We start from the raw sequence: 12,710 nt of genomic DNA on the forward strand, positions 1-12,710 counted from the left end.
AAGCCGGTGGTCGTCCACAGGTCCGCACGGCATGGTTCACTGCGGACATCCACAGACCAGACGGGGAGGACTTCGTGGCCCATGAGATCGACGAGACATTTCTGGCGCTACCCCTGCGTGCCCTCGCCGACGCCGCGCTCGCTCGTGCGCGGGCGCTCGGGGCCGAGCACGCCGACTTCCGGTTCGAGCGGGTGCGCAGCGCGTCCTGGCGGCTGAGGGACGCCAAGCCGGCCGGGTCGTCGGACACGACCGACCTCGGGTACGCGGTGCGGGTGGTGCACGGCGGGACCTGGGGGTTCGCGTCGGGCGTGGACCTGACGATGGACGGGGCCGCCAAGGTGGCCTCGCAGGCCGTGGCGATGGCCAAGCTGTCGGCGCAGGTGACCAGGGCGGCCGGGTCGGACGAGCGCGTGGAGCTGGCCGAGGAGCCGGTGCACGCCGAGAAGACGTGGGTGTCGTCGTACGAGATCGACCCGTTCACGGTGCCCGACGAGGAGAAGGCGGCGCTGCTCGGCGACTGGAGCCGCCGGCTGCTGGCCGCCGACGGGGTCGATCATGTGGACGCCTCGCTGCTCACCGTCCACGAGAACAAGTTCTACGCCGACACGGCCGGGACGGTGACCACGCAGCAGCGCGTGCGGCTGCACCCGTCGCTGACGGCGGTGTCGGTGGACGAGTCCAGCGGCGAGTTCGACTCGATGCGGACCATCGCGCCGCCGGTCGGGCGGGGCTGGGAGTACCTGACCGGGACCGGCTGGGACTGGGACGACGAGCTGGAGCGGATCCCCGGGCTGCTCGCCGAGAAGATGCGGGCGCCCAGTGTGGAGCCGGGGCTGTACGACCTGGTCGTCGACCCGTCCAACCTGTGGCTGACCATCCACGAGTCCATCGGCCACGCCACCGAGCTGGACCGCGCGCTCGGCTACGAGGCCGCCTACGCCGGCACCTCCTTCGCCACGTTCGACCGGCTCGGCAAGCTGCGCTACGGCTCGGAGCTGATGAACGTCACCGGCGACCGCACCGCCGAGCACGGCCTGGCGACGATCGGTTACGACGACGAGGGCGTCGAGGGCCAGTCCTGGGACCTGGTGAAGGACGGGACGCTCGTCGGCTACCAGCTGGACCGGCGGATCGCGAAGCTCACCGGGCTGGGGCGTTCCAACGGCTGCGCCTTCGCCGACTCCCCCGGTCACGTGCCCGTGCAGCGCATGGCCAATGTGTCCCTCCGGCCCGACCCGGCGGGCATGTCGACGGAGGACCTGGTCGGGAGCGTCGACCGGGGCATCTACGTCGTCGGCGACCGGTCCTGGTCGATCGACATGCAGCGGTACAACTTCCAGTTCACCGGGCAGCGCTTCTTCCGGATCGAGAACGGGCGGATCACCGGGCAGTTGCGGGACGTGGCCTACCAGGCGACGACGACCGACTTCTGGGGTTCCATGGCGGCGGTGGGCGGGCCGCAGACGTACGTCCTCGGCGGCGCGTTCAACTGCGGCAAGGCCCAGCCGGGCCAGGTGGCCGCGGTGTCGCACGGCTGCCCCTCCGCCCTGTTCAAGGGCGTCAACATCCTCAACACCACCCAGGAGGCCGGCCGATGAGCGCCAGCATCGAGTCCGGCCGGGGGTCCGGGGGTCGCCCCCCGGGCAGGCACAGTCTCAACACCACCCAGGAGGCCGGCCGATGAGCGCCAGCATCGAGTCCGGCCGGGGGCCCGGGGGTCGTCCCCCGGGCAAGCACAGTCTCAACACCACCCAGGAGGCCGGCCGATGAGCGCCCGCGTCGAGAAGCCGCACGAGGTCGTGGAGCGGGCGCTGGAGCTGTCGCGGGCCGACGGCTGTGTCGTCATCGCGGACGAGCAGTCGAGCGCCAACCTGCGCTGGGCGGGCAACGCGCTCACCACCAACGGCGTGACGCGTTCCCGCACGCTCACCGTGATCGCGACGGTGGACGGCGCCGAGGGCACGGCCTCCGGGGTCGTCTCCCGGACGGCGGTCACCCGGGACGAGCTGGAGCCGCTGGTGCGGGCCGCCGAGGCCGCCGCGCGCGGTGCCGGCCCCGCGGAGGACGCGCAGCCGCTGGTGACGGGCGTCGCGCCGTCCCCGGAGTTCACGGAGGCGCCCGCGGAGACCTCGTCCGCGGTGTTCGCCGACTTCGCGCCGGCGCTGGGCGAGGCGTTCGCACGCGCGCGTGCGGGCGGCCGGGAGCTGTACGGCTTCGCCAGCCACGAGCTGGTGTCGACGTACCTGGGCACCTCGACGGGGCTGCGGCTGCGGCACGACCAGCCGAACGGGACGCTGGAGCTCAACGCCAAGTCGCCGGACCGTACGCGTTCGGCGTGGGCGGGCCGGTCGACGCGGGACTTCAGGGACGTCGACCCGGCGGCGCTCGACGCGGAGCTGGCCGTACGGCTGGGCTGGGCGCAACGGCGGATCGAGCTGCCCGCGGGGCGGTACGAGACGCTGCTGCCGCCGACCGCGGTGGCGGACCTGATGATCTACCAGCTGTGGTCGGCGTCGGGGCGGGACGCGGTCGAGGGCCGGACGGTGTTCTCCAAGCCGGGCGGCGGCACGCGGGTGGGCGAGCGGCTGGCCGCGCTGCCGCTGTCGTTGCGCAGCGACCCGTACGAGCCGGGTCTGGAGTCGGCGCCGTTCGTGATCGCGCACTCCTCCGGCGGCGACCGGTCGGTCTTCGACAACGGGCTGCCGATCGCCTCCACGGAGTGGATCCGCGAGGGCGAGCTGGAGCGCCTCAGCACCAGCCGGCACAGCGCCGCCCTGACCGGCCTCCCGGTCGCCCCCGGCAGCGACAGCCTGATCCTGGACGGCGGCGACGACCGCTCCCTGGAGGACATGGTGGCGAACACCACGCGCGGGCTGCTGCTGACCTGCCTGTGGTACATCCGTGAGGTCGATCCGGCGACGCTGCTGCTGACCGGTCTGACCCGGGACGGCGTGTACCTGGTGGAGAACGGCGAGGTGGTGGGCGAGGTCAACAACTTCCGCTTCAACGAGTCGCCGGTCGACGTGCTGGGCCGGGCGACCGAGGCGGGGCGCACGGAGACGACGCTGCCCAGGGAGTGGAGCGACTGGTTCACCCGGGCCGCCATGCCTGCGCTGCGGGTGCCGGATTTCAATATGAGCTCTGTCAGTCAGGGCGTATAACCTCGTAGCCGGCGGTCACTCGACCGGCCGAGGGCGTCAAGAAGATCACCGAGGAGACACGAGAACCGTGACGGACATCGTCGACGAGCTGAAGTGGCGGGGGCTGTTCTCCCTGTCCACCGACGAGGACGCTTTGCGCAAGGCGCTCGCGGACGGTCCCGTCACGTTCTATTGCGGCTTCGACCCGACCGCGCCGTCCCTGCACGTCGGGCATCTGGTGCAGGTGCTCACCGTGCGCCGGCTCCAGCAGGCCGGTCACCGGCCGCTGGCGCTGGTCGGCGGCGCCACGGGTCTGATCGGCGACCCCCGCCCGACCGCCGAGCGCACGCTGAACGCGCCGGAGACGGTGGCGGGCTGGGTGGACAAGCTGCGCGGCCAGATCGAGCCGTTCCTGTCCTTCGAGGGCGAGAACGCGGCCGTGATGGTCAACAACCTCGACTGGACGGCCGGTCTGTCCGCGATCGAGTTCCTGCGGGACATCGGCAAGCACTTCCGCGTCAACAAGATGCTGACGAAGGACTCGGTGGCCCGCCGGCTGGAGTCCGACCAGGGCATCAGCTACACCGAGTTCAGCTACCAGATCCTGCAGGGCATGGACTTTCTCCAGCTCTACCGGCGCTACGGCTGCACGCTCCAGCAGGGCGGCAGCGACCAGTGGGGCAACCTGACGGCCGGCCTGGACCTGATCCACCGGCTGGAGCCGTCGGCCTCGGTGCACGCGATCGCCACGCCGCTGATGACGAAGGCCGACGGCACCAAGTTCGGCAAGACCGAGGGCGGCGCCGTCTGGCTCGACCCGGAGATGACGACGCCGTACGCGTTCTACCAGTTCTGGCTGAACGTGGACGACCGGGACGTCTCCCGGTACATGCGCATCCTGTCCTTCCGCTCGCGGGAGGAGCTGGAGGAGCTGGAGCGGCAGACCGAGGAGCGGCCGCAGGCGCGGGCCGCGCAGCGGGCGCTGGCCGAGGAGCTGACCACGCTGGTGCACGGCGCCGAGCAGACGGCCGCCGTGATCGAGGCGAGCCGTGCCCTGTTCGGGCAGGGTGAGCTGGCCGGCCTGGACGACCGGACGCTGGCGGCGGCGCTGTCGGAGGTGCCGCACGTCAAGGTCGCCGAGCTCGGTCCGGTCGTCGACCTGTTCGCCGAGGTCGGGCTGGTGGCGAGCAAGTCGGCCGCGCGGCGGACGGTGAAGGAGGGCGGGGCCTACGTGAACAACGTGAAGGTCACCGCCGAGGATCACGTCCCGGCGCGGGAGGACCTGCTGCACGGGCGGTGGCTGGTGCTGCGGCGCGGCAAGAAGAACCTGGCGGCGGTGGAGGTCGTGACCGGCGGCTGAGGTTCGCTCCGCGGGTAGCGCCGTAGGGGTGCGGGTTTGTTGCGGGCCGCGCGTGCGTCGTGGCTGGTCGCGCCACGCGGCGGAGCCGCAGGTCAACACTGCCCCGCGCCCCTCATTTGCGGCGCCCTTCGGGCGCCTGCAAATGGCTTCCCGTCACACCCTCTGCTTTCTCTTGCCCAGTGTCCGCGTGTACAGCATGTCGCCGAAGGCGACGATGATGATCGCGGCGATCAGCTGGAAGATGTGCCGGCTCCAGTCGATGCCGGGGGTCTCGTCGACGCCGAACCCCCGGGCGACGGCGTTGCCGACGACCGCGCCGAGGATGCCGAAGATGGTGAGCAGCCAGAGCGGACTGTGCTGTTTGCCCGGGATGATCGCCTTGGCGATCAGGCCCAGTACGAATCCCACGATGATCGCCCACAACCAGCCCATGGCTGCCTCCTCGTACGGCTCGACGTGAGCATTGCCCCCAGTTTCAGCCCGTCCGCCGTACGGCGCATGTCGGGTGATGTCGTACACGGGACGGCGTAGCGGTCTCCCGCGTGCCGGGGCGGCCCCGGCCTCGAAGGCGGCCGGGCCGCGGCGTACGGTGGAGCCCGGGGAGTGTTCGACGCGGGCGGATGGTGGAACGCGATGCGGAAGCAGAGTGGCGGCGGAAACGTCCAGGTGTTCCGGATCACCGGGGCCCGGCAGGGGCTTCAGGACGACGTCCGGGCCCGTCAGCGGCGGTATGTGATCTCGATGTCCGTCCGTACGGTGTCGGTGGTCCTGGCCGCGGTGCTGTGGAACGTGGAACGGCATGTGGCGATCGTGGCGCTGGTCCTCGGCCTGGTGCTGCCCTATATCGCGGTGGTGATCGCCAACGCCGGGCGGGAGAACGCGCCGGGGCTGCCGACGACGTTCGTGACGATGCCGACGCGGCCGATGATCCAGCCGCCCGAGGCGGACGAGCGCGGGTCCCAAGAGGAGCGTTCCGCGGAATCCGGAGGGCGGGGCGCGCAGTCCCTCCACGAGGAACCGCAGGGCGGTCCGGCCGAGCCGCGGCCGTGAGGCGGCGGTGCGTCGACTGTGAGCCAAGCTCAAGAAAAGCTCAGATCAATCATGTTGTTCCGGTGCCCCGGGGCCAGTTGGCCGTGACATACTTCGTACGACGCTCCGCATCCCCCGTCGGAGCGACAGACCGACGCCGGGCAGCTCCCCCCGTGGCTGCTCGGCGTCGCCTTTTGTGTGCATACAGGCGAGACGAATCTGTGAGTGACGTCCGTGAGTGACGAGACCCCCATCTGCTCCGCCAAGGGCTGCCGCGTCGACGCGGTGTGGGTGCTGGCGTGGAACAACCCGAAGATCCACACGCCGGAGCGGCGCAAGACGTGGCTGGCCTGCGAGGAGCACCGCGAGCATCTGTCGCAGTTCCTCGGCGTCCGGGGCTTCCTGAAGGACGTGGTGCGCTTCGAGGACTGGCAGGCGCCCGCAGGATCCTAGGGCTGCGGCAGGCAACGTTTGCAGGCCCCCGCGTGGCCTCAGCCGCCGATGGCGGACATCGGTCGGTCCGGCTGGACGAACGAGGGGTCGTCCAGGCCCGCGCCGGCCTTCTTGCCCCACATCGCCTCCCGCCAGAGGGCGGCTATCTCCTCGTCGGGGGCGCCGGAGCGCAGGGCCGCCCTGAGGTCGGTCTCCTCGCGGGCGAAGAGGCAGGTGCGGACCTGGCCGTCGGCGGTGAGGCGGGTGCGGTCGCAGGCCGCGCAGAACGGGCGGGTGACCGAGGCGATCACGCCCACGCGGTGCGGGCCGCCGTCGACGATCCAGCGTTCCGCGGGGGCGGAGCCGCGCTCCTCGACGCTCTCCGCGGTGAGGTCGAAGCGGGTGCGCAGGGAGGCGAGGATGTCCCCGGCCGTGACCATGCCGTCGCGCTTCCAGCCGTGCTGGGCGTCCAGCGGCATCTGTTCGATGAAGCGCAGCTCGTAGTCGTGCTCGACGGCCCAGGCCAGCAGGTCGGGGGCCTCGTCCTCGTTGAGGCCGGGCATCAGGACGGTGTTGACCTTGACCGGGTCGAGGCCCGCGTCGCGGGCGGCCCGGAGGCCGTCGAGGACGTCCTTGTGGCGGTCGCGGCGGGTGAGGGCCTTGAAGACGTCGGGGCGCAGCGTGTCGAGTGAGACGTTGACGCGGTCGAGGCCGGCGGCCTTCAGGGCCGTCGCCGTGCGCTTGAGGCCGATGCCGTTGGTCGTCAGCGAGGTCTGGGGGCGCGGGGTCAGGGCGGCGACGCGCTCCACGATGCCGACGAGGCCGGGGCGCAGCAGCGGTTCGCCGCCGGTGAAGCGGACCTCCTCGATGCCGAGGGAGGTGACCGCTATGTCGATCAGGCGGACGATCTCGTCGTCCGTGAGGAGGTCGGGCTTGGCCAGCCACTGCAGGCCCTCCTCGGGCATGCAGTACGTGCAGCGCAGGTTGCAGCGGTCGGTCAGCGAGACCCTCAGGTCGGTGGCCACTCGGCCGAAGGTGTCGATGAGCACGGGGCCCCCTCCCTCGTCGCGGAACAGTCCTCTTCTTCCGTCACCTGCGAGCCTACGCGACAGCTCCGACATCGGGGGCGGCGCGATCACCGGAACGCGGCGCGGGGCCGTCGCGGTGGTACGCGACGGCCCCGCGTGCGGGCAGGCGGGTCAGTGGGCGCCGGTGCCCGTGAGGGAGCGGACCTCCAGCTCGGCGTACTTGCCGGTGTCCGGGCTCTCCTTGGACAGGACCGTGCCGAGGAAGCCCATGAGGAAGCCGAAGGGGATGGAGATGATGCCGGGGTTCTTCAGCGGGAACCAGGCGAAGTCGGCGTCGGGGAACATCGCCTTGGGGTCGCCGGAGACGACCGGTGAGAACAGCACCAGTCCGACGGCGACGACCAGGCCGCCGTAGATCGACCACAGGGCGCCCTGGGTGGTGAACCGCTTCCAGAACAGGCTGTAGAGGATGGTCGGGAGGTTGGCGGAGGCGGCGACGGCGAAGGCCAGGGCGACCAGGCCGGCCACGTTGAGGTCGCGGGCGAGGGCGCCCAGGGCGATGGAGACGACGCCGATGAAGACGGTCGCCCAGCGGGCCGCCTTCATCTCCTCCTTCTCCGTGGCGTTTCCCTTGCGGATGACGTTGGCGTAGATGTCGTGCGCGAAGGACGAGGAGGAGGCGAGGGTGAGGCCGGCGACCACGGCGAGGATCGTCGCGAAGGCGACCGCGGAGATGGTGGCGAGCAGGATCGCGCCCCAGGTCGAGTCGACGCCGCCGAGGTGCAGGGCGAGCAGGGGGGCGGCCGTGTTGCCGGACGGGTTGGAGGCGATGATCTCCTTCTGGGAGATCAGGGCGGCCGCGCCGAAGCCGAGCGCGATGGTCATCAGGTAGAAGCCGCCGATGATGCCGATCGCCCAGTTGACGGACTTCCGGGCCGCCTTGGCGTTGGGAACGGTGTAGAAGCGGATCAGGATGTGCGGCAGGCCGGCGGTGCCGAGGACCAGGGCGATGCCCAGGGACATGAAGTCCAGCTTGGAGGTGCCGGTCGCGCCGTACTGGAGGCCGGGCTCCAGGAAGGCGGTGCCCTTGCCGCTGTTCTCGGCGGCCTTGCCGAGCAGGTCGGAGATGTTGAAGTCGAACTTCAGCAGGACCAGGAAGGTGATCAGCAGGGTGCCGCCGATGAGGAGCACGGCCTTGACCATCTGGACCCAGGTGGTGCCCTTCATGCCGCCGATGGAGACGTAGACGATCATCAGGACGCCGACCAGGGCGACGATCAGGATCTTGCCGGCGTCGGAGGTGATGCCGAGCAGCAGGGAGACCAGGACGCCGGCGCCCGCCATCTGGGCCAGCAGGTAGAAGATCGACACGACGATGGTGGAGGTGCCGGCGGCGGTGCGGACGGGGCGCTGGCGCATGCGGTACGCGAGGACGTCGCCCATGGTGTAGCGGCCGGAGTTGCGCAGCGGTTCGGCGACCAGGAGCAGGGCGACCAGCCAGGCGACGAGGAAGCCGATGGAGTAGAGGAAGCCGTCGTAGCCGAAGAGGGCGATGGCGCCGGCGATGCCGAGGAAGGACGCGGCCGACATGTAGTCGCCGGAGACCGCGAGACCGTTCTGGAAGGCGCTGAACTGGCGTCCGCCCGCGTAGAAGTCGGCGGCGTCCTTGGTCTGGCGGCCCGCCCAGACGGTGATGACGAGGGTGGTGACGACGAACAGGCCGAACAGGGTGATGATCAGGGGCCGGTGCTCGCTCGCCTCGCCGGCTGCCAGTGTGATCGCGGGGCTCATGCGCCGCCCTCCATCCGGGACTTGATGGCGTCCGCCTTGGGGTCGAGCTTCGCGGCGGCGTGCCGCGAGTACCACCAGGCGATGAGGAACGTGGTGCCGAACTGGGCGATGCCGAGGGCGAAGGCGACGTTCACGTTGCCGAAGAGCTTGGTGCCCATGAAGTCGCCGGCGTAGTTGGACAGCAGGACGTACAGCAGGTACCAGGCTATGAAGGCGACGGTCAGGGGGAACGCGAAACCCCGGTGGGCGCGGCGCAGTTCACCGAACTCCGCGCTCTCCTGCACCGCGACGAACTCCTCGGTGGAGGGGAGCCGGGCTTGGGTCTTCGAGGGGGGCGGTGTCTCGGTGGCCACGGAGTCTCCTCGCGTTGCGGACGACGGGTGGAGCGGGGGCTCGATCGTAGGCTCCCTGCCCAAGGTCACGGCGGTGCGCCGGGGGCGGTTCAACTCGATCGGGTTCTTTCGGAAGTCGTCGTCCCGGGGGCGTTTCGCCCGTCGCGGACCGGGTGGTTCCGGAAGTAGTCGTCAAAGGTCATTGCTGGCCGGCGAGTCAGGAAGATAGCTTCGGGTGGTACCACCCGTCATGTACCTGCCCAGGCACGACAGTTGCCCGGACAGGTCCCGTTTCCGGATGATGTGGAGACCCCATGGCTCATCTGCCTTCCAGACGCCGTATCGCTCTCGCGGTGCCCGTCGTGCTGTCGCTGACCGCCTCCCTCGGCTTCCTGCCGACGGCCGCCTCCGCGGCCCCGGTCACGGCTCCCGCCGCGCAGACGGCCGCCGCCGGCACCTTGACGTACGTCGTCAACACGAAGGTGGATCCCCGCACGATCAAGTCGGTGGAGAAGGCGATCGCCGCCTCCGGCGGCACCGTCGTGACGACGTACGAGAAGATCGGCGTGATCGTCGCCCACTCGGCGAACCCCGACTTCGGTCCGCAGATACGCGCGGTGCGCGGGGTGCAGTCGGCGGGCGCGACCCGTACCGTGCCGCTCAGCGCCGCGGGGACCACCGACGAGGGCGCGGCGAAGATGCTGACGGCGGCCGAGGCCGCGAAGACCGCGAGCGCGTCGGCGAAGGCGGGCGTGGGCGAGCCCCTGGAAGCCGACCAGTGGGACCTGCGCGCGATCGGCGCCGACAAGGCCGCCGACATCAACCCGGGCAGCAAGGACGTGACGGTCGCCGTTATCGACACCGGCGTCGACGACACCCACCCGGACCTCGCCCCGAACTTCTCGCCGTCGCAGTCGGCGAACTGCGTCGGCGGCGTCGCGGACACCTCCGAGGGCGCCTGGCGCCCGTACACGGCGCAGGACTACCACGGCACACACGTCGCCGGTGAGATCGCCGCCGCCCGCAACGGCATCGGCGTCGCCGGCGTCGCGCCCGGGGTGAAGGTCGCCGGCATCAAGGTCAGCGACCCCAAGGACGGCCTGTTCTACCCGGAGAACGTGGTCTGCGCGTTCGTGTTCGCCGCCGAGCACAGCGTCGAGATCACCAACAACAGCTACTACGTGGACCCGTGGCTGTACAACTGCATGGACGACCCGGACCAGAAGGCCATCGTCGACGCGGTCAACCGGGCGCAGGTGTACGCCCAGCGCAGCGGCACGCTCAACGTGGCCTCGGCGGGCAACTCCAACCACGACCTGGACTCCGACGCGATCGTCGACTCCAGCAGCCCGGACGACTCCACCACGCCGGTGACCCGGACGATCGACCCGCACAAGTGCTTCGACGTGCCCACCCAGTTGGAGGGTGTCGTCACGGTGAGCGCGACGGGCGTCAAGGGTGCCAAGTCGTACTACTCCACGTACGGCCTGAACGCGGTCGACGTGGCGGCGCCGGGCGGCGACCGCTACCAGATCCCGGACACCCCGTCGGCCAACGGCCGCATCCTGTCGACGATGCCGAACAACGCGTACGGCTTCCTCCAGGGCACCTCGATGGCGTCCCCGCACGTGGCCGGTGTGGCCGCGCTGCTGAAGTCCACGCACCCGTGGGCGTCGCCGGGGGCCCTGCAGAAGCTGCTCAAGAAGCAGGCGGACAACCCGGGTTGCCCGACCGAGCCGTACGACGGCAACGGTGACGGAGTCGTCGACGCGACGTGCGTGGGCGACGACGAGGTCAACGGCTTCTACGGCTCCGGCATCGTGAACGCGCTGCGTGCGGTGAAGTAACCCACGCGGACTGCTCGTCGGAGAAGTCGAGGGCCGGACGGTTCGCCGTCCGGCCCTCGCGCTCGACCGGACTCACGCGGGGACGCGTGGCGTCCGTTGTCGCGGCCGGGTTGGCGCGGGCCGTGTGCCGAGGGCGCCTTGGGTCAGCAGCGACTGGGCCGCGATGTAGGTGAGCATGATCCAGAGGTCGGGGCGCGGGAGTTGGGGCCAGTCGGCGACGCCGGTCGCGATGAGGGTGTCGGACAGCAGGAACAGCGCGCCGCCGAGGCCGGCGACGAGCCCGAGCCGGGCCGCCGCGGTGAAGGCCATCACCGTGAGGAGCGTGCTGTAGCCGGCGACGGGGACGCGGAGGTCCGCCGGGAGGTCGGGCCACAGCAGGACGACGGCGACGACCAGGGTGACGGCGTAGCAGGGGGCCAGGAGCGCTGCACGCGCGCGGGGCGGGCCGGGCGCGTGCCGGTGGAAGAGCACCAGGTAGCAGACGTGGCCGGCGGCGAAGGAGGCCATGCCGGCGAGGAAGGCCGGTTCGGCGCCGGAGAGCAGCAGGACGTCACCGCCCCAGCCGCAGAGGAGGGCCGCCAGGAGGAGCCGGGGCGCGCCGCGGAGCGCCGCCCAGGCGGCCAGCAGGGGCATGAGGAGGGGCTTGGCCGCCTGGTGGCCGGGGGTGAACCCGGCCGCGAGGCTGAGGAGATCGACGGCGGCGGCGAGGGCGAAGGCGGCGAGGAGGATCCCGGGGAGGCGGCCGGAGGCGAGGGGGCTACGGGGGCCGGTCACGCGGCCGTGCTCTTCCCGGCCGGCTCGACGGGTGCCGCCGCCTGGGCAGCCGTCGGGGGCGGGGTCGTCGCGGGCGCCGGCTGCCAGCCGGGGCCGCCGAACACCCGCCCGGCCCGCTCCCGCCAACTGCGCGCCGCCCGCAGGTCCTTGGCGATGGCGACGTACTCGTGGGTGGCGACCTTCAGCGGGTTGTAGGTGTGGATGTTCTTCGTCAACCCGTAGACGGGACGCTCCACTTCCGGCACGAACGACCCGAAGAGCCGGTCCCAGACGATGAGGATGCCGCCGAAGTTGCGGTCCAGGTAGCCGCCTTGGGAGGCGTGGTGGACACGGTGGTGCGAGGGCGTGTTGAAGACGAACTCGAACCACCGGGGCATCTTGTCGATGCGCTCGGTGTGGATCCAGAACTGGTAGACGAGGTTCGCCGAGGAGCAGAACGCGAGGGCGGCCGGGTGGACGCCGGCGGCGACGAGCGGGACGTAGAACGGCCAGACGGTCAGCGAGGTCCAGGGCTGGCGCAGGGCGGTGGTGAGGTTGAACTTCTCGCTGGAGTGGTGGACGACGTGGCAGGCCCACAGGATGCGGATGACGTGGTGGCCGCGGTGGGACCAGTAGTAGAAGAAGTCCTGCGCGAGCAGCATCAGGGGGACCGTCCACCACAGGACGGGGACGCGAAGCGGCGTCAGTTCGTAGAGGGCGGTGTAGACCGCGACGATGGGGATCTTCCACAGGAAGTCGAAGACGAGGCTCCCGAGCCCCATCCCGACGCTCGTGGCCGCGTCCTTCACCTCGTATCCGGCCGCGTCCTCGTCGGGATGGAGGCGGACGCTGATCATCTCGACCACGGAGAGCAGCACGAAGGCGGGTATCGACCACAGCACGACATCGGGCAGGTTCGGCATGGGGGCACGGTATTTCCGCCGGTGGCCTGCGGCTAGTCGTTGTTACCCACAAGTATCAAGGGGGGTATGCGCTTG

General features: G+C 70.8%; 12 protein-coding genes. 6 read left to right on the plus strand and 6 right to left on the minus strand.

Annotated elements, in window-relative coordinates:
* Positions 1-74: 74 nt before the first annotated feature.
* From ACFYXA_RS12975 to tyrS, 3 genes are all read left to right on the plus strand, one after another.
* Positions 75-1,598, plus strand: a complete 1,524-nt coding sequence (locus tag ACFYXA_RS12975) for a TldD/PmbA family protein (RefSeq protein WP_389031834.1) — start codon at positions 75-77, stop codon at positions 1,596-1,598.
* A 168-nt stretch (positions 1,599-1,766) separates the two neighbouring features.
* On the plus strand, positions 1,767-3,161 hold the full coding sequence (locus ACFYXA_RS12980) for a metallopeptidase TldD-related protein (protein ID WP_389031837.1): 1,395 nt from the start codon (positions 1,767-1,769) through the stop codon (positions 3,159-3,161).
* A gap of 67 nt (positions 3,162-3,228) precedes the next feature.
* Positions 3,229-4,500, plus strand: a complete 1,272-nt coding sequence (gene tyrS / locus ACFYXA_RS12985; protein ID WP_389031840.1) for a tyrosine--tRNA ligase — start codon at positions 3,229-3,231, stop codon at positions 4,498-4,500.
* A 153-nt stretch (positions 4,501-4,653) separates the two neighbouring features.
* On the opposite strand, the gene ACFYXA_RS12990 is transcribed toward tyrS, so the two are convergent.
* Positions 4,654-4,932, minus strand: a complete 279-nt coding sequence (locus ACFYXA_RS12990) for a GlsB/YeaQ/YmgE family stress response membrane protein (RefSeq protein ID WP_351096794.1) — start codon at positions 4,930-4,932, stop codon at positions 4,654-4,656.
* A 201-nt stretch (positions 4,933-5,133) separates the two neighbouring features.
* Between ACFYXA_RS12990 and ACFYXA_RS12995 the strand changes: the two genes are divergently transcribed.
* Positions 5,134-5,550, plus strand: coding sequence for a DUF3099 domain-containing protein (locus tag ACFYXA_RS12995; protein ID WP_389031843.1), 417 nt, complete (start codon positions 5,134-5,136; stop codon positions 5,548-5,550).
* A 213-nt stretch (positions 5,551-5,763) separates the two neighbouring features.
* Positions 5,764-5,982 (plus strand): hypothetical protein, encoded by a 219-nt coding sequence (locus ACFYXA_RS13000; RefSeq protein ID WP_130437472.1) that lies wholly within the window; start codon positions 5,764-5,766, stop codon positions 5,980-5,982.
* Positions 5,983-6,020: 38 nt separating this feature from the next.
* Here ACFYXA_RS13000 and moaA read toward each other — a convergent pair whose 3' ends face one another.
* The 3 genes from moaA to ACFYXA_RS13015 all read right to left on the minus strand — a co-directional run bounded on the left by moaA (position 6,021) and on the right by ACFYXA_RS13015 (position 9,133).
* Entirely contained in the window at positions 6,021-7,010 is a 990-nt protein-coding gene (moaA, locus tag ACFYXA_RS13005) for a GTP 3',8-cyclase MoaA (protein ID WP_352247666.1), read from the minus strand.
* A gap of 150 nt (positions 7,011-7,160) precedes the next feature.
* Entirely contained in the window at positions 7,161-8,780 is a 1,620-nt protein-coding gene (locus ACFYXA_RS13010; RefSeq protein WP_389031848.1) for a cation acetate symporter, read from the minus strand.
* The gene (locus ACFYXA_RS13015) at positions 8,777-9,133 is read right to left on the minus strand and encodes a DUF485 domain-containing protein (protein ID WP_352247664.1); all 357 of its coding nucleotides are present in this window, start codon (positions 9,131-9,133) and stop codon (positions 8,777-8,779) included. The genes ACFYXA_RS13010 and ACFYXA_RS13015 overlap by 4 nt, the downstream gene beginning before the upstream one ends.
* A 293-nt stretch (positions 9,134-9,426) precedes the next feature.
* On the opposite strand from ACFYXA_RS13015, the gene ACFYXA_RS13020 reads away from it, so the two are divergent.
* Positions 9,427-10,959: a S8 family serine peptidase gene (locus ACFYXA_RS13020; RefSeq protein ID WP_389031852.1), complete on the plus strand. Its 1,533-nt coding sequence runs from the start codon at positions 9,427-9,429 to the stop codon at positions 10,957-10,959.
* A gap of 72 nt (positions 10,960-11,031) precedes the next feature.
* Here the strand turns inward: ACFYXA_RS13020 and ACFYXA_RS13025 are convergent, their stop codons facing one another.
* Both ACFYXA_RS13025 and ACFYXA_RS13030 read right to left on the minus strand, forming a co-directional pair.
* Positions 11,032-11,733, minus strand: a complete 702-nt coding sequence (locus ACFYXA_RS13025; RefSeq protein WP_389031855.1) for a lysoplasmalogenase — start codon at positions 11,731-11,733, stop codon at positions 11,032-11,034.
* Positions 11,730-12,635 carry a sterol desaturase family protein gene (locus ACFYXA_RS13030; protein ID WP_389031858.1) on the minus strand — a complete coding sequence of 302 codons (906 nt, stop codon included), beginning with the start codon at positions 12,633-12,635 and terminating at the stop codon, positions 11,730-11,732. The genes ACFYXA_RS13025 and ACFYXA_RS13030 overlap by 4 nt, the downstream gene beginning before the upstream one ends.
* Positions 12,636-12,710 lie beyond the last annotated feature (75 nt).

This window comes from Streptomyces sp. NPDC002566, assembly GCF_042889585.1.
Taxonomy (GTDB): Bacteria; Actinomycetota; Actinomycetes; order Streptomycetales; family Streptomycetaceae; genus Streptomyces.

What these genes read in the sequence shown, in the direction of transcription:
- ACFYXA_RS12980 (WP_389031837.1), top strand. Translation starts at nt 1,767, where the DNA reads ATGAGCGCCCGCGTCGAGAAGCCGCACGAGGTCGTGGAGCGGGCGCTG.
- ACFYXA_RS12990 (WP_351096794.1), bottom strand. Translation starts at nt 4,932, where the DNA reads ATGGGCTGGTTGTGGGCGATCATCGTGGGATTCGTACTGGGCCTGATC.
- ACFYXA_RS12995 (WP_389031843.1), top strand. Translation starts at nt 5,134, where the DNA reads ATGCGGAAGCAGAGTGGCGGCGGAAACGTCCAGGTGTTCCGGATCACC.
- ACFYXA_RS13010 (WP_389031848.1), bottom strand. Translation starts at nt 8,780, where the DNA reads ATGAGCCCCGCGATCACACTGGCAGCCGGCGAGGCGAGCGAGCACCGG.
- ACFYXA_RS13020 (WP_389031852.1), top strand. Translation starts at nt 9,427, where the DNA reads ATGGCTCATCTGCCTTCCAGACGCCGTATCGCTCTCGCGGTGCCCGTC.
- ACFYXA_RS13030 (WP_389031858.1), bottom strand. Translation starts at nt 12,635, where the DNA reads ATGCCGAACCTGCCCGATGTCGTGCTGTGGTCGATACCCGCCTTCGTG.